Here is a 14,972-nt window from a genome sequence, read left to right on the forward strand (position 1 = left end):
CTGACTCTCCTGCTCTCGCACTCTCCCACTCTCCTACTCTCTCATTTGTTTGGGAAAAAAGAAACCGGGTTTTTACTGAGGAATGCCTGCTTTTGAGAGTGCCGGTGTGCGGGGCTGCGGCGTGTCCGGCTTCGGCTGCTGCCTTCCTCCACCGGCGCGGCTGTCTCACCGACCGGCAATCGCCTGGTGGAGCGAACCGCCACCGTGAAGGATCGCCTTGGGCAGAGGAGCGAAAGTCGGAAAAATCTTTTCCGAAACTATTGACAGGACCGGCATGTTGCTCTATCTTAGTATTATGGGAAAATGTGCCGGCATATAAGGTGCCGGCATATAAGGTGCCGGCAGATAAGGTCGCCGGCTGCCGGCGAGAGGGCGACAGAAGCAGTCTGACGAATTTAAAGAAGTGTCACCGGCGGAGGAGTTGGTTTATGAAGGGAACCGCCAAGACGCGCCTGTTCGCCAAGGGAAGAGGAGAGAATGTTTGTAATATTTTTTCCGAAATGGTTGACAGAGCGGGCAGTTTGAGCTATCTTAGTATCATGGGAGAATGTGCCGGCATATAAGGTCGCAGGTTGCCGGCGAGAGGAGCCTGCTGAGGAATTTATAGCCGCAACTGAGAAAAGCTTGGCGGTGGCCGGTGGGCGGGCGCGGGCGGCATTCCTTGGGATAGCATTTTATAGGAGAAAATTGACACCAGACGGGAAGTGCCGGCAGACATGAAACCTCTTGTCAATCCCACCAAACCTTCGCCTCGCACGGAGTCTCCCAAGCCGGTTTGACAGGCAGAAAGCGCGAGAGCTTGGGCGTTCAGACTAGCAAGAAGGATTCTGGCGGAAAGAGAAATGAAGAATTTCTGCTTTCCGCCAGCACAGGAGTGCCGCCTCCCACAGAAAGGGGACAAGAAAATTGCCTCAGCGCTTGAGGAACATCGGGCGCACGACAAAATAGCCGGCACCAAAAGCGGAGAGTACGATTGCGACCAGGAAAACGACGAGCCACACTCCGGCCATATCGGAAGTCCGCGGTGGTTTTGACCCGCGACTGGGGCGGATTTCTTGCTGCTCTGTAAACAGTCGCTCGGACAGGGGTGAGCTAGAGGAGCTAGAATCCATAAAGGGAAAAGGGTTGCTCGTCTCGTTCCCGATGCCGGCGCTCTGAGGGATGCCCGCTGGCGAGCTGTGACTGGGGTGAGGGGGTTCGGCACTCACTGGCGGGTTGGGTGCCGGTGGTGGCGGTGGCATATTCGGGTTGAACGGAGGCAGTGTGTTTTGAATCTGCTGCAGGCGGTAGGCGATCTGAATAACTTTGTCGATTTCCTGGCGCAACTGCTGGTTTTCTCTGGCTAAGTGCAGGTTTTGGGCGTTGAGAGCCTCCATTTGGGCTTTCATCGCTTCTAAGTCTGCCGTCACTTGCCGGTAGACGGAAATGGGTACAGAAGGGGAGTAGCCGTGAGTTTCGTGTGGCGTGTGATTGCCAGAGGCAGTACCATTTCGCATAGTAGGCTCGGTATCTGGATTCAAGGGCTGAACTTAAGCACAATTGCTTTCAGGGGGCGTGACTGTAGGAAATCCTGACTCAGATTAGAACAACCAGAGCTGCTCTCCGTCAAGAAATTCTCTAAAAAATTCATAAATATCCTTCATATTAGCCGCACCAGCCCCAGCGCCCGAGGGGGCGGGGGTCACACCCCACAGTACCGCCGGCAGCCTCACGGTGCGGCAAAACAGGGGGTGAGAGGGCTGTCTGTTGCAGAACGCGCATTGCGTCTTGTGAAGGAGGGTTTGCAAACACTGGCGGGTAACATCTGCCACCCAGCTCTAATTATGGCGTTAGCCGACCGGCCAGCCGGTGAGATCCGGCTGAACAGTATAAATTAAAGAGCCGGTTGCCAAAAGCTGAAACTATTACTATACTTATGTTTCAGCCATAAATCCCCGATCGGAAATCTAAAATCCAAAATCGAGCATTGATATGAGCCACTCCCCAACCCAGCAAGATTTCCAGCAAGATTTGCCACCGGCACCCACCGCCGGCGTTACCCCTGCAATCAAGTACGGCGAACGCCAGATTGCCGAAGGACAGCTGATCGCCTTCCCCAATCCGCGAGTGGGGCGGCGCTACGACATCAACATAACCCTGCCAGAGTTTACCTGCAAGTGTCCCTTTTCCGGCTATCCTGACTTTGCCACGATCCACATCACCTATACGCCTGACGAGCGAGTCGTGGAGCTCAAAGCGCTCAAGCTCTATATCAACAGCTACCGAGATCGCTACATCTCCCACGAAGAATCCGTCAACCAAATCTTAGATGACTTCGTAGCCGCCTGCAATCCCCTGGAAGTCACCGTCAAGGGAGATTTCTCCCCTCGCGGCAATGTCCACACCGTCATTGAAGTCCGCCACCGCAAGTAGGGTTTGAGCCACGGAACCCGGCACCCCTACCCCCTCGCCGCCTGGGGCGAGGGGGAGAAAAAAAGGGAGTTCGCCCCAGGCGCTGTGCGGCGGTGAATTTGCATAACCATCCCATATAATTAGAGAAAATCAATGCAACCGGACATAATATGAGTGCCCAAACTAACCCATCTTCTCGCCTGATTACTATCTCAATCAGCCATTTCTGCGAAAAAGCCCGATGGGCGCTCCACCGGCTTGCGATTCCCTATATCGAAGAGCGCCATGTGCCGCTGCTGCACCGGCTGGCGACGAGCCAGAGTGGCGGCGGCACAACCGTTCCCGTTCTCGTGACGGAGGCGGGTGTTTTTAGCGACTCAACTGACATCTTAAATTATCTCGATACTCTCGCACCGGCAGCGAAAAAACTCTACCCCGCTGACGCAAACTTGCGGGGTGAAGTGGAAAAACTGGAAGATTTATTCGACACTCAACTCGGCCCTAGCACGCGAGTTTGGTTCTACTTTTACCTTCTCGATAACCGCGAACTGATGCTGAAAATATTCTGCGACGGTGTGGAGCCGTTGGAGCAACAGGTGTTTGCGATTGTCTTTCCATGCATTGAAGCCGCCATGCGTCCCTGGATGAACATTACAGCGGAGTCCGCAACAGCAGCGCAAGAGAAAATTAAGCGCATCTTCGAGGAAGTGAGCGGGATGCTTGCGGATGGGCGCACTTACCTTGTTGGGGATAGTTTCTCAGCAGCAGATCTCACCTTTGCCTGTCTCGCCGCTCCTGCAGTGTGGCCTTCCGAGTATGGCACTTGGCTGCCCGAGTTAAGCGAAATCCCGGGCGAAATGCAGGCGACAATCGAGGCGCTGCGGGAAACTCCCGCCGGAAAATACGCCTTGCGCCTGTTTCGCGACGAGCGCCTGCAGTAAAAGGTTTTCACACATCAATTAGAGACGGTTTAGCAGGTCTAAATGATTTGTTAAATTCTCTCTCTTTTTGCTAGAAACCTGGCGATTATAAATCGCGGCTATACAAACAAAGCCCGCCTACGCGGGCTTTCATAGAAGAGCGAGACTCTCGGGATATGCGCGGTTTTTTTCATCGTTCCCAGTCCTGAGAAGTAGGGTGCGTTCCCAAAGGGAACGCTACAATTTAGGAAGCGCTGCTGCTCGCACCGGCACTCGGCTGCGCCAGCCGGTCTAACATGTCAATCAGTTCGCGCTCGAAGGCAACTTGCGCCCGATTGGTCCTGCCACCCACATAAAGTTGACCGTCTTTTTCCACCGCCCAAATTTGGGAGTGGGAGAAATAGCTCATCACGACGCTCGCCATCAGCAAGGCAAAGCCGGTGTAAACAATCGGGATTCCCGGATCGGCTTTGATTTGCAAGCCGGTGCTGCCGATAAGTTCGAGGACTTTCAGCGTCACGCCGTTGACTTCTGCTGACATGCCGGCGCGAACGGTATTAACCAACTTTCCCGAAGCATCATAAATCAGCAGCATACCCTGCAAATCTTTTGCTAGAATAGAAACACCGGCACTCAAATCCGGCTTAGTGGGAATCCAAGTTCCCCACAGCCGCCCTTTGCCGTTGGTATCCAGCTGACCCATCGGGAGTTGCAATATCGGACTGTTATTAATCCTCACCCGAATGCCGGCGATTCCCCAGTCTGTCTGGTAGAAAGTCACGCCCCGGTAGCGCAGCGGCGAGTTGACGTAGATCGTCTGGCGGTCAACTTCCTCGCCTTGCTTGTCCAAAACAGACAGATCGGAGTAAAATTGGTCGATATTTCCGTCTGGCTTGTAGTCAATCCAGAAGCGATTCACCCGCACTGACCAATCTTTGGGAATCTGGGATGCAGCTCCCGGACCGGCATCGATGATATTCTTGACTTGAAAGCTGTTGCCACTGGCAACCATTTCTTGCGCCAGAAAGCCGGTCATGGCTCCCAAAATCGCGCCGGCGAGAATAATCAGCATGCTGGCGTGCACGACAATCGGGCCAATCCGCCCTATCAATCCCTTGCGAGCGTAGAGCGAGTCGCCTTCGCGAAACACCCGATAGCGCCGGTTTTGCAGCAATTGCTCCAAGGAATTCATCTCAACACTCTTCAGCTGAGCGCTGAGAGCTAGCTTCTCGAACTGGCGCGGCTGGCTGTAAAATTTCCACCGGCGAGCTGCTTTCAGCGCGGGAAACTGGCGCGTAAACGTGCAGGCGGTTAAGCTAGTTCCGAACAAAATTAGGATTGACAGAAACCACCAAGTGCGGTATACATGGTCTAATCCCACAAACAGAATTACTTTCCAAGTCAGGAAGCCAAACAGGGCGGGGTGTTCTGGATAGTTAGACCGGTAGTATTCTAGAGATTGACCCTGTTCGATCACCGTGCCAGAAATGCTGAAGATGGCAATCGCCAGCAGGAGAAGAATTGCCAGCCGCAAATCTGCAACCACCGGCACCACTTCTCTGCGGACAAACCGCACGGGAACCAACCACAAATTAGAGATATTGGAGAAAAACGAATCTTGCGCGGTCATTTGTCAAGTATCAGGAGCTAATAGCTAATAGAAAATAACAGTTGAGTGGGCAGACAGGAATAAGCTTCACTAGAAATTTTACCTCCCGACAGGCGGGACGCCTGTCCTACGTCGGAATTGGATTTTGAGGATAGGGGACAGGCGGGACGCCTGTCCTACGTCGGGAATAATAGCTAAATTGCCGGCAGCAGGCGAAACAGCAGGGAAAACACGCCGAACCCCACTAACAGGGCACCGCTGACCGGCGTTATCCAGCCAGACCACCGGCGCAGTTCTAGGAGTTTTTTAATCGTAGCAGTAAAGGTGCCGGCGAGAATCAGGGGGGCGACATAACCGGCTGTGTAAGACAGCAGCAAAACGCTGCCCAAAATAGGGTCTTTTGTAGAGGAAATCCAAGCCAGCAAAGTTGCCAGAACAGGAGTGCTGCAAGGAGACGCCACCAAGCCAAAGGTGAGTCCGAGGAGATAGGAGCGCACGCCATCGGGCCAATCTTTAGAGATGAATTCGGTGCCGGTGAGGGAGGGTAACTGGAGGGGGAGGGCTTCGAGGAGGTTCAGCCCCATGATGATGGCGATGATGCTGGCAATCACCGGCAAGCCGATGCCAATTTGGCCATAGACAGAGCCGGCGGCGGCGGCGAGGATGCCCAAGCCGGCGAGGGTGGTGGCCAGTCCCAGGGAGAACCAAGTGGACTGGGCGGCGGCTTGCAGGCGGCTTTTGGCTTCGTAGCCGCCGATATAGCCTATGGTGATGGGCAGCATGGAGAGGGTGCAGGGGGTGAGGCTGGTGAGCAAGCCGGCGCTAAAAATCACGCCGGCGCTCAGCGCGGTGAGGTGAGTCAGCTGGGTGGAGACGAGGCTGTTGGCAAGTTGCTGCAGGTGGTACAGTTCAGTTTGTAAAGTTTCAATCATGCTTGGCTCGTGGAATGCCCAATCATGTAGCATTGTAACTTACCTGAGGGTTGAGAGCCGGTCGGGATGCCGGTGAGAGCCGGCGGAGGGCAGCACTTTTGCAAATATAGCGGGATTTATTTTAATAATGAACCGCCCCCGTGAAGGGACGCCAAGAAGAAAAGTAAGTCCAGAAACCCGGTTTCTTTAAAAAACCGGGTTTTTCAGCACCTCACCTCGGATGAAAACCGCTATAGCAAAAGGAAAGTAGGGTGCTTTTCCAAGAACAGCGCCCCCTGCTTATGAACTGCGCCGAACTTATCGGTGAGGAAGAGCAAGCTGTTTGTCGCAGTATTCTCAAACAGCACCGGCACATTCTGAAAGGGGAATGGGAATTAATCAAGGCGACATATTGTTGTTGGAACTGGGCATTCAAATCTGTTGAATTCAGTTGAGTTGCCCGAAATTGCCCGAGCGCGTTTAGCCTGACCTGGAAGGAGAGCGCGAACCCTACCGGCGCTGCCGGCGTTTTTGCCGGCGCTCCTCCAGAGACAGCACGTCAGCGCCGCCACTCTCGCGCGCCACGCGAATCAGCAAACCGGCGATCAGCAAGCTGGCAATCATGGAACTTCCGCCATAGCTGAACAGGGGGAGGGGCAAGCCGGTGGTGGGGAGAGCGCCGGTGGCCACGCCAATATTGAGCAGGGACTGCCCAACCATGAACACCATCGCGCCGGTGGCGACGAGCTGGTGTACAGTCCTGTCAGCTTTCAGGGCGACTCTCAGGGCGATTGTGCCGTAAGTGGCGATCAGCAGCATCAGCAGCACGCAGCCGGCTAAGCCAAACTCTTCGGCAAAGACGGAAAAGATAAAATCGCTGTACTGAATGGGCAGGTAAAACAACTTTTGCTGAGACAGCCCGAAACCTGAGCCCCAAGTGCCGCCAGAACCCACCGCCATCAGACTTTGAGTCAGCTGGTAGCCATCTCCGTTGCGATCCGCCCAGGGGTTGAGAAAGGACATGATCCGCCGGCGCTGGTACTCGCGGAAACTGACACTTAGCGTTGCCAGCAGCAGCCCCCCGAGGGCGGTTCCCCCCAGGTAAGCGGAGGGTAGGCCACCGGCAAGGGCCACCAACCACAGGCTCATGCCGCACAGCGCCGTCGTGCTCAGGTTGGGCTGCATCAAAATGCCTAAGAGTACGATCGCAAAAATCCCCACCCACCGGAGGCGGATTCGCCAGGGCAGGTAGTTCCACTGGCCAAAAATGCGGGCGCTTTGCAGCACTAGGAAGGGTTTGATTAATTCCGAGGGCTGAATTGCCACCGGCCCGACGGCTAGCCAGCGGGCTGCCCCATAGGCGGTGGTTCCCAGTCCCGGAACGATCGTCAGCCAAATCAGCCCCAGCAGCAGCAGGAGAATCCAGTCGGCTAGCCCCAAGATGTAGCGCAGGGGGGAGTGAACCAGGATGTTGAAGCCCACCAAGCCGGCTAAAGCCCACATCACCTGGCGCTTGAAGTAGTACAGCCCATCGCCATGCTCGGTATAGCCGCTGGGGTAGGAGGCAGAAAACATGACGACTAGCCCCGCGAACAGCCACAGGAAGGTTAACCATCGCAGCCAGCGGGCTTCCCAGGACCACTCTCGCACGGAGGGGTCAACGATGAGTATCAGGCGGCTTATATTCACAAGCGCAGCATTCTATCGATTTGTGATTTTATCTGATCTCTCTTCAGTTTATAAACCGGCTTTCCCCAAGAAATGCGGTTTCTTTTTCAAGTGCGGCAGTTACTTACCACATTTTTGGAATAATGTCAATAGACTTTTGAGGGCGCTCAGGGGGCCAGAAACCCGGTTTCTTTAAGAAACCGGGTTTCTCAGTACCCTATAAATCTTCAAATAAAAAAGAGGCCGGCTCGACCTCTTTTTTGCGGTATTGCTTTTGAGTGGGAATTTACTGCAAGCCGGTGTTGGCACCGGGTTTGCCGGTTGCCAGCTGCACTTTGATGATTTTGCCACCCATTTTCATGATCCGCTGCTGCTCGCGGAACCAGTTGTCGTAGGGCACCAGCTTTGTAAAATAGGTGTTTTGCAGTTCCCGCTGGGTGCGGATGCGAGTTTGGCTGGGGACGCAAGCAGTAACTTTAAACATTCGCATGGCTTATCTCTCCTTAAGGTGCGAAAAATTTTGCATCTGAATTCAGATATCTATAGCGAAGGCAGGGAGTCAAGAGTCAATGTTAGACCGTTAAAACTTATCGACTGTTGCGGACAAGCCTTTGACGAGCTAGCACTCACTCTAGACTTCCCTGACCTCAGGATCTTGGGTTTTGGAGTTTGGATTTTCGAGTTTGGATTTCCCAGAAATCTCAAACCTCAAATCTCAAATCTCAAATCCCTCTTAGCTCAAACCAGAGGAAATGTAGTCGAAGTAGACGCCCATTTCCTTGCCAGCATCGGGGCCCACCAGACCGGCGGTGACTTCCTTCATGGCTTGGATGGCTTGGACAGTAGCACCGATGGGCACGCCCAGGGAGTTGTAGGTTTCTTTCAGCCCGTTGAGCACGCGCTCATCGAGGATGGAGGGGTCGCCGGCCAGCATGGCGTAGGTGGCGTAGCGGAGGTAGTAGTCCAGGTCGCGGATGCAGGCTGCGTAGCGACGGGTGGTGTACATGTTGCCGCCCGGACGGGTGATGTCAGAGTACAGCAGGGACTTGGCAACTGCTTCCTTGACGATGGTGGCGGCGTTGGCGCTGATGGTGGTGGCGGCGCGGACGCGCAGTTCGCCGGTGGCGAAATAAGCCTTCAGCTTGTCGAGAGCGGAGCCGTCCAGGTACTTGCCTTGGACATCAGAGGAATTAATAACCGCGGTAATTGCGTCTTGCATGTTTGTGGTTCCTTAAACTGTCGTGCGGAAAGTCGTTGGTTGATTGGTTCAAATCCGAGAGCAGGAGCTAGTCCTACTGCATGGCACCGATCACGTAGTCGAAGTAGCTACCAGCTTCAGCGGCATCGCTCCCAGACAGCAGGGAGGAGGCGACGCTCTTCATGGCGCGAACGCCTTCGGCGACGGCTGCGATCGGGGTGCCCAGGGAATTGTACATTTCGCGGACGCCGACGATACCGATTTCTTCGATCGGGGTGACGTCACCGGCGACGATTCCGTAGGTGATCAGGCGCAGGTAGTAGTCCAAGTCGCGCAGGCAGGTGGCGGTCATTTCTTGACCGTAGGCGTTACCGCCGGGGGAAACCACGTCGGGACGCTTTTGGAACAGCTGGTCGCCGGCTTGCTTGACGATGCGCTCGCGGGATTCGGTCAGCACTTGGGCGATGCGGACACGGGCTTCGCCGGTGCTGACGAACCCTTTGATCCGATCCAGTTCGCCGGGGCTGAGATAGCGAGCTTCGGCATCAGCATTCACGATGGACTTCGTGACGATACTCATTTAACGTTTTCCTCCGAATGAGATTGTTACCAGATGTGTCTAATCTGAGTCTGGCTAGAGCCAGTGGGTGACGAGTGCCTATCTGCCAGAGTTTTGAGCGGGCCCGGTTTAACGGGGACTCGCACCGGCAGTTTTTGATTGCGCTCCGACACCCCTACAGTATTTTAAGGGAACGGCTGCCATTATAAAACCTAACTTTTTTTCCGATCGCTTTCGCGAATCAGTCAGAGAAAGCCAGCTTTTCCGGCGGGCGCGTTTACCGCTGCGGTCGCTTCTGGCCACTTTTCGGTCAGGCTTGCTGGCCCTTTCGGGCCCCCTGAGGGCCGTCCCGCTCGCCTCCAGTCACGTTCCGCAAATATGGATATTTTGCAGCATGACATTAACATTCTCGACAGGTTCTTAATATTTTGTAATATTTCGCCTCAGATTCATCAGGGGACAGGGGGGTGGGGGTGGGGGCTAGAGGTTAGGACTGAGGGATTTGCGGAGTCCTGCCAGAAACCGGGTTTCTTAAATGGGGCATTGGGCAGTGGGCGATGGGGCAGTGGGCGATGGGGCATTGGGGCAGTGGGCGATGGGGCATTGGGCATTGCTGTGAGTCTTTCCTATAGGCCACGATCAGTGCGCCACGATCGGTGCGCCATGCCATTAATGTCCGCGCCCTAAGTGCCGGCTGCGATATTATGCTTTTAATTTGCTTTCAAAAAACTGTTTTCCTGCCATAAATTACCGTATATAGGCAATTTTGGCAGCGAAAGCTAGAAGTTTTATAAAAAATTAAATGGAAGCATATTTTTGGGGTCCTGAATCTGAAAAGGCTTGACTGCGGCCTTTTTCAATTCCATTATCCAAAATCTAAAATCCAAAATGGGCATTGCCGCTGCCGCCTACTTGCGAGGGCCAATGCCGTCACAGAGGTGGCGCTGCTCATCGCTGAGATTGGCGGTGGGGTTGCGGAGATAGTCGCGCATCCAGTCGCACCCCCGGGCCATGAGGTGGTCCAAATCCAAATCCCACAGGATCACCTTTTTGTCCTCACCGGCAGAGGCCAGCGTTTTGCCGTCGGGACTGAACCGCACGTCCCAAACCGAATCGCTGTGCGCCGCCAGGGTGCCCAGCAGGTTGCCGTCCAGGTTCCAGAGTTTCACGGTTCTATCCTTGCTGCCGGAAGCAATAATCTGGCCATCGGGACTGAAACTGGCGGTGTAAACACTGTCCTTGTGTCCCAGTATCTTTTGCAGCAGACGACCGTCCCGATTCCAGAGTTTTACTGTCCTGTCGGCACTGGCGGTGACAAATATCCGGCCATCGGGGCTGAAACCGACGTCATAGACGCCAGCGATGTGATTTCCCAGGGTTTTATACTCAGTGCCGTCAAAGCGCCAGAGTTTCACCTCTGTACTGCCGGCGGAAGCCACCAGCTGTCCGTCGGGGCTGAAGGCCACGCTTTGCGCCGGCGAGCTGCGCCCCGCCAGAGTGGCCAGCGCCGCACCGTCAGGAAGCCAGAGTTTTACCGTTTTGTCAGTGCCGGCGGTGGCAATCTCGCCCTGCGGGCTGAACGCCAGGCTGTATACGCCCTGACTGTCAGCCGCCACGGTACGCAGCAACTGGCCAGAAGGATTCCAGAGTTTCACCGTTTTATCCTGACTGGCGGAGGCCAGGGTTTGACCGTCGGGACTGAAACTGACGTCCGTCACCCAGTCCGTGTGGCCGGTGAGTGTCCGCAGCAGCGTGCCGTCTTTGCCCCACAGTTTAACCGTGCTGTCGAAACTGGCAGTGGCTAGAGTCCCAGACCGGCTGTAACTGGCCCGCCTCACCAACGCCTGATGTTGCAGTACCCTCAGAGAGCCGGTGCCGGCAAGATCCCAGAGTTTGACGCTATTGTCCGCACCGGCAGACGCTAGCGTCTGGCCATCCGGGCTAAAACTCAAACTCCTGACAGCAAAAATGTGACTCCCAAAGGTATTGAGCAAACGTCCATCTTTCCTCCAGAGTTTCACCGTCCTGTCAGCGCTCGCCGAGGCCAGGGTTTGGCCATCGGGGCTGAAACGCACAGACCAGACCGTATTTTCATGTCCGGAGAGAGTTCTCAACAAAGTGCCGTCGCCCTTCCAAAGTTTGATCGTGCCATCCCCACCGGCAGAGGCAATCTCGCCCTGGGGGCTGAAACTCACGTCAAAAACCTTGCCGGTGTGCCCCTTGAGGGTGCGCAGCAGGCGACCGTCAAAGCCCCAGAGTTTGACCGTCCTGTCGGCGCTGGCGGAAGCGAGGGTTTGGCCGTCGGGGCTGAAACTCACCCCCCAGACCTCATCCGTGTGGCCCTTGAGCGCCCGCAAGAACTTCCCATCGCGCCGCCGCCAGAGTTTGACGGTGCTGTCAGAGCCGCCAGTGGCCACCACTTCGCCATCGGGACTGAAACTGGCCGTAAAAACCCCACCGGCATCCGCTTTGAGGGTGCTTCTCAAGACACCGGCACGACTCCAGAATTTTACCGTGCCGTCCCCACTGGCCGACGCCAGCGTCTGGCCATCCGGTGAGAACGTGGCGCTGTACACCTCCGCCGTATGGCTGTTGAGAGTTTTTATCGAACTCCCACTGCGGTTCCAGAGTTTTACCGTGCCGTCAGCACTGGCAGAGGCCAGCATCTGGCCGTCGGGACTGAAACTCACGCCAGCAACGGTATTGCTGTGCCCCTGCAAGCGGTTGCGCTCCCTCACCTTGTTTACCGCCTGCTGCAGCGCCGTGACAGCCTCCATGCGAATGTCAGCCGGCACCATAGATCCCAGCCATGTCTTGAGGCGTCTGCCGGCTCTCAAACTTTCGATCAGCGCCTCAAACTCCAGGTGCGAGTTGTAGAGAGCTTTTGAAGAGGCGGTTATGGCTCTGATCTGGGCGCTGCTCTGGTTGAGTGACGCCACCAGGGCCAAGAGGAGGCCAACCGCTGCCAGCCCCAGCACCGCACGCTGCAAGGAAAGAGGCGCTGGGCGCAGTTCCTGTTTGAGAGTGGGATTGCTGGCGCTGCTGCGCCGTTTGGGCGCTTCCGCAAGTTGCAGGGCAAGTTGCAGGCGCACCTCTGGCCCGAAGTTGCAAGTTTGGCGTATGGGCTCAACCAGGTAATCGTGGACGAGCTGGTAGCGGTTTTCTGGCTCCGCCGGCACGCGAACCACCAGCCCCGAGCCGGTCAAAATCTCTAAAATCAAATCCAGTTTATCGCTGTCGGATTGCAATAGTTCTGCCAGCTCATCCCGCGTTCTTAATGGTCGGGTGCCTTTTTCATTTGTCAGCAAGGCCAGGACTTTCCAGGCAGCGTCTCTGTTTTCCGCACCGCAATCTCTGACGGCGCTTTCAATGGAATGCTTTACGAGTTTTGCTTTGGGGTTTTCTCCGAGCTGCTGGTATTTTTCCAAGGTGGTAATGCCGTCGGTTTGCAGTTGCGACCCCACCAGCTGCAACTCAATTGGGCGCACTTCCTCCGTGCTGCCGGCTAAATCCCGCACTAATGCCTCAATCAGCGCCGGCTCTACGGGAAAGTGCGCCAGCCCGGTCAGGTGTTCAATCACAGCCTGCGCTTCAGGGGGGGAAAAATTCCCCAAGCAGTAGCGAGCGTCTTCGCTGAGAATGCTGCTGAGAAGGCTGCCGCTGTCAGGGCGCGGCGTCCGCTCGTCCCACTCCAAAATGTAATACAGGTAATGCCGGTAATCCGCACGCAACGACAAAATTATCTTTACGAAAGGGATGTTTAAAGCGTCGCGCAGAAAAGTCCAAAATTTATGCCTTGCTTTAGCATCTGTACAGATAAAGAAAAATTCCTCAAACTGGTCAAAAATTAGAACGGTTAACAGGTTCCGCTCGCCATTTTGAGCCAGCAGTTGCAGAGCGCCGCTCAGGGAGGGGTCTGCCGGCGGCTCACTGCTGGGGGAGAGGGCTTTTGCCAATTCTCTGCCCAAGGTTTGCATGCAGTCGGTGTAAGATTTTACCAGCACCGGCAAAACCCTGTGGGTGCCGGTGGCGGTGCTGTGCAGCGCCGGCACTAACCCAGCTGTTAAAATGGAAGTTTTGCCCACGCCGGAGGGGCCAAGAATGACGGTGAGTTTGCGGTCAGCGCGGCTAATTCTCTCGATCAGCCGGCTGACATCCCGCTGTCTCCCGGAGGCTTCAATTTCTTTGGCGGCGCTGACTTTTTGCTGTCCGACTTTCCTGTGCGGCTGCAAGGCACCGGCACCCATAAAGGCGCGGAACCCATACTCGTGCTCGATGGCGCGCTGTTCTTGCTTGAGGCGAAAGGCTTCTAGATACTTACCCCGCTCGAAGTAAATCTGGCGCAATTCTTGCAGTATATTTATATACAGTTTGGGGGCGCTGTGCGCGTCGGTTTCCTGTCTGGCGGTTTCCAGGCTGCTGGCGGCGTCGCTGTCGTTGAGCTGGCGCTGCGATCGCGCCAGAAGCAGCAAATACAGCCCGCGCTGCTGGGGTTGGGGTGAGGCTGCTCCTGCTAGGGTGCGAATCGCCTGTTGGGCTAGTTCGCGGGCTTCTGCCGGCTGGTTGCGCTGGAGGGCGACTTCTGCCAGAAAGCCCAAATCTTGGGCCACCAGGGCCAGACTGCCGGCGGCTTGATGAGCGGGGAGGTATTTTTTGGCTAGCTTTTGCAACTGTTCCCACGCTTCTAGGTGTCGCAGGACTTCTCCGAGTTGCCCGACCACCTGAGCGACTAAATCCTGTCGCTCCGCCGCCTCGAAGGCGGTTATGCTTTGCTCGAAGGCATCTCGTGCCTGCTCCCAGCACCGGCGGCTGTCTGCAGGCTGTCGCTGGGCTTGACAGCCACAGCAGGTGCCGGTATAAAATAGGATGACTCCCTGGCGCTCTAAGAGATTTTGGATTCGGTATTCTAGATTTTCAATGAATTCGGAATTTACGATTAAGAATGCGGCGCTTTGCCAAAAGGCTAAGCTTTGCCGGTAGCGATCTAAAGCTGCCTCTGTCTGGCCATTTTCATCGGCTTGCAGGCCGCGAATAAATTCGAGCGTGGCTGCTATATCTGGCTGCAGTTGGTAGGCGCGACTTTGCAAGTCTTTCCAGGCGGATTCGAGTTCCTCGTGCAGCCGGTCGTCGGCGGCTATCTGGCAAAAGTCGGGGTGGGGCAACTGAGCGGTGTCTGGCTCTAAGACGCGGGCGAATACGGCTCCTGTCTTTTCGTGGAGGAAGTCGATTAGCTCTTCGGTTGGGAGTTCAAATTCAACGGTGGTCGCCCAACTCTCGAAATCGGGGGCGACTCGAATCAGCTTGCGCAGGACTTCATCGCTCCCCCACAACAGTAGCGGGAAGGGAAAGTGTTTGCGAAATTCTTCCCGAATCAGGTTGGTGGCGGTGAGCACCGGCTCGATATTTTCTAGCGACTCTAATCCCAGAATGGTGAGTGCCGGTGGCGGATTGTCCCCGATGTCTGCGGCGATAGGGGCAAACAGGGTTTTGACGGACTCGGGGAGGGCGAGCCGGTGAATGCGGGCGGTGGACAGCTGTTGCAGCTGCAGCAGCATGCGATCTCGCAAGCGAGTGTAGTTGCAGCGCACCAAAATTAGGGAAAATTGTCCCTGCGAGAGGTCGAGCGCCCGTACCAGCGTCCTGAGCGATTCCTTGTTGTAAGTGGCCACGTCTTCGAGCCGGTGCGTGTCACTCATGGTTTATGCGGTTTAGTTTA

The 14,972-nt window shown here is 55.6% G+C and carries 12 protein-coding genes and 1 pseudogene; 4 read left to right on the plus strand and 9 right to left on the minus strand.

From position 1 onward, the window contains the following. Nucleotides 1-82: 82 nt before the first annotated feature. Nucleotides 83-208: a hypothetical protein gene (locus tag OSC10802_RS55980; protein WP_255349212.1), complete on the plus strand. Its 126-nt coding sequence runs from the start codon at nucleotides 83-85 to the stop codon at nucleotides 206-208. Nucleotides 209-305: 97 nt separating this feature from the next. Continuing rightward, complete coding sequence (locus OSC10802_RS0131565; RefSeq protein ID WP_017720765.1) at nucleotides 306-563, plus strand: hypothetical protein; 258 nt, start codon at nucleotides 306-308, stop codon at nucleotides 561-563. Between the two features lie 71 nt (nucleotides 564-634). Here the strand turns inward: OSC10802_RS0131565 and OSC10802_RS55075 are convergent. Both OSC10802_RS55075 and OSC10802_RS55080 read right to left on the minus strand, forming a co-directional pair. Then, nucleotides 635-955: pseudogene (locus OSC10802_RS55075) on the minus strand (CHAT domain-containing protein); the annotation flags it as partial. Then, nucleotides 912-1,496: a coiled-coil domain-containing protein gene (locus tag OSC10802_RS55080; protein ID WP_017720766.1), complete on the minus strand. Its 585-nt coding sequence runs from the start codon at nucleotides 1,494-1,496 to the stop codon at nucleotides 912-914. The gene OSC10802_RS55080 and the pseudogene OSC10802_RS55075, both read right to left, overlap by 44 nt. Nucleotides 1,497-1,971: 475 nt before the next feature. Between OSC10802_RS55080 and queF the strand changes: the two genes are divergently transcribed. Both queF and OSC10802_RS0131585 read left to right on the plus strand, forming a co-directional pair. After that, nucleotides 1,972-2,412: a preQ(1) synthase gene (queF, locus tag OSC10802_RS0131580; RefSeq protein ID WP_017720768.1), complete on the plus strand. Its 441-nt coding sequence runs from the start codon at nucleotides 1,972-1,974 to the stop codon at nucleotides 2,410-2,412. A 149-nt stretch (nucleotides 2,413-2,561) separates the two neighbouring features. Next, nucleotides 2,562-3,332, plus strand: a complete 771-nt coding sequence (locus tag OSC10802_RS0131585) for a glutathione S-transferase family protein (RefSeq protein WP_017720769.1) — start codon at nucleotides 2,562-2,564, stop codon at nucleotides 3,330-3,332. 223 nt (nucleotides 3,333-3,555) lie between these two features. On the opposite strand, the gene OSC10802_RS0131590 is transcribed toward OSC10802_RS0131585, so the two are convergent. The 7 genes from OSC10802_RS0131590 to OSC10802_RS0131635 all read right to left on the minus strand — a co-directional run bounded on the left by OSC10802_RS0131590 (nucleotide 3,556) and on the right by OSC10802_RS0131635 (nucleotide 14,952). Continuing rightward, the gene (locus OSC10802_RS0131590) at nucleotides 3,556-4,941 is read right to left on the minus strand and encodes a cytochrome c biogenesis protein (RefSeq protein WP_017720770.1); all 1,386 of its coding nucleotides are present in this window, start codon (nucleotides 4,939-4,941) and stop codon (nucleotides 3,556-3,558) included. A 173-nt stretch (nucleotides 4,942-5,114) separates the two neighbouring features. Then, a complete protein-coding gene (locus tag OSC10802_RS0131595) occupies nucleotides 5,115-5,852 on the minus strand; it encodes a cytochrome c biogenesis protein CcdA (RefSeq protein ID WP_017720771.1) in 738 nt (245 codons plus the stop codon). A 489-nt stretch (nucleotides 5,853-6,341) separates the two neighbouring features. After that, entirely contained in the window at nucleotides 6,342-7,520 is a 1,179-nt protein-coding gene (locus OSC10802_RS0131605; RefSeq protein WP_017720773.1) for an FtsW/RodA/SpoVE family cell cycle protein, read from the minus strand. Nucleotides 7,521-7,785: 265 nt separating this feature from the next. Beyond that, nucleotides 7,786-7,989, minus strand: a complete 204-nt coding sequence (locus OSC10802_RS0131610) for a phycobilisome linker polypeptide (protein ID WP_026098986.1) — start codon at nucleotides 7,987-7,989, stop codon at nucleotides 7,786-7,788. 243 nt (nucleotides 7,990-8,232) lie between these two features. Beyond that, nucleotides 8,233-8,718, minus strand: a complete 486-nt coding sequence (gene apcB, locus OSC10802_RS0131615) for an allophycocyanin subunit beta (protein ID WP_017720775.1) — start codon at nucleotides 8,716-8,718, stop codon at nucleotides 8,233-8,235. Between the two features lie 73 nt (nucleotides 8,719-8,791). After that, the gene (apcA, locus tag OSC10802_RS0131620) at nucleotides 8,792-9,277 is read right to left on the minus strand and encodes an allophycocyanin subunit alpha (protein ID WP_017720776.1); all 486 of its coding nucleotides are present in this window, start codon (nucleotides 9,275-9,277) and stop codon (nucleotides 8,792-8,794) included. 887 nt (nucleotides 9,278-10,164) lie between these two features. Then, the gene (locus tag OSC10802_RS0131635) at nucleotides 10,165-14,952 is read right to left on the minus strand and encodes an nSTAND1 domain-containing NTPase (protein ID WP_017720779.1); all 4,788 of its coding nucleotides are present in this window, start codon (nucleotides 14,950-14,952) and stop codon (nucleotides 10,165-10,167) included. Nucleotides 14,953-14,972: the final 20 nt, after the last annotated feature.

The sequence above is a fragment of the Kamptonema formosum PCC 10802 genome (genome assembly GCF_000332335.1).
GTDB lineage: Bacteria > Cyanobacteriota > Cyanobacteriia > Cyanobacteriales > Oscillatoriaceae > Oscillatoria.

Coding starts and splice junctions, on each gene's coding strand:
- OSC10802_RS0131590 (WP_017720770.1), bottom strand. CDS start 4,941: ATGACCGCGCAAGATTCGTTTTTCTCCAATATCTCTAATTTGTGGTTG.
- OSC10802_RS55980 (WP_255349212.1), top strand. CDS start 83: ATGCCTGCTTTTGAGAGTGCCGGTGTGCGGGGCTGCGGCGTGTCCGGC.
- OSC10802_RS0131610 (WP_026098986.1), bottom strand. CDS start 7,989: ATGCGAATGTTTAAAGTTACTGCTTGCGTCCCCAGCCAAACTCGCATC.
- OSC10802_RS0131635 (WP_017720779.1), bottom strand. CDS start 14,952: ATGAGTGACACGCACCGGCTCGAAGACGTGGCCACTTACAACAAGGAA.
- OSC10802_RS0131585 (WP_017720769.1), top strand. CDS start 2,562: ATGAGTGCCCAAACTAACCCATCTTCTCGCCTGATTACTATCTCAATC.
- apcB (WP_017720775.1), bottom strand. CDS start 8,718: ATGCAAGACGCAATTACCGCGGTTATTAATTCCTCTGATGTCCAAGGC.
- OSC10802_RS55080 (WP_017720766.1), bottom strand. CDS start 1,496: ATGCGAAATGGTACTGCCTCTGGCAATCACACGCCACACGAAACTCAC.
- queF (WP_017720768.1), top strand. CDS start 1,972: ATGAGCCACTCCCCAACCCAGCAAGATTTCCAGCAAGATTTGCCACCG.
- apcA (WP_017720776.1), bottom strand. CDS start 9,277: ATGAGTATCGTCACGAAGTCCATCGTGAATGCTGATGCCGAAGCTCGC.
- OSC10802_RS0131595 (WP_017720771.1), bottom strand. CDS start 5,852: ATGATTGAAACTTTACAAACTGAACTGTACCACCTGCAGCAACTTGCC.